The organism is Mesorhizobium sp. M7A.F.Ca.CA.004.04.2.1, assembly GCF_004022825.1.
GTDB lineage: Bacteria > Pseudomonadota > Alphaproteobacteria > Rhizobiales > Rhizobiaceae > Mesorhizobium.
The window spans coordinates 1-587 of sequence record NZ_RZPH01001694.1 but is presented as its reverse complement, the minus strand read 5'-3'; the positions used below and the strand labels follow the sequence as shown (position 1 = coordinate 587).

Sequence of the window (587 nt, the reverse complement as noted above, 5' to 3'; positions counted from 1 at the left end):
CTTTTGCTCCGATACCAGGGCTTTGGTGTGATGGCCCGCATCCGCACCGAGATGGCCGCCGGCCAGAACCCCAGCCGCCATCTTGCGCACGGCGCCATGATCGTGGTTGCGGCGATCCTCCTGATCATCCCCGGCTTCATATCAGACATCATCGGCCTGCTGCTGTTCCTGCCGCCATTGCGCGATTTTGCCTGGAGCCGGTTCAAGGGCCGCATTGTCGTCGCCACCGATTTCTCGACCGGCGGTTTTCGTGGCCGGCGCGACAGGGTCATCGACCTCGAAGACGGCGACTATTCGCGCGAAGACGATCTGAAGCGCGGACCGGACCACAACTCGCCGTGGCGCCGCCTGAAGGACGATTAGGGCGCCGTCCCATCTCCATCCCGCAGCCCGGAAGCAAGGCGGCAAACCTTGTCTTGTCATCCCCGCCATGGTAGCGAACGCCCGATTTCAATTCGGTCAGCGACGCTGCCCAGGCAAGAGGACAAGGCTTATGGCCAGCAAAGATGACGCGCCGGTCGGCGCAGCCAACGGAAACGGCAATGCGGCGCAGCCGTCGCTCAACGTTCTGGCGCAATATGTGAAGG

1 protein-coding gene and 1 pseudogene are annotated in these 587 nt (G+C 63.0%); both read left to right on the top strand.

Annotated elements, in window-relative coordinates:
- The coding region (locus EN893_RS37035) for an FxsA family protein (protein ID WP_164901550.1) at positions 1-363 on the top strand (363 nt) is incomplete at its 5' end.
- A gap of 130 nt (positions 364-493) precedes the next feature.
- Positions 494-587: pseudogene (locus tag EN893_RS39770) on the top strand (protein-export chaperone SecB); the annotation flags it as partial.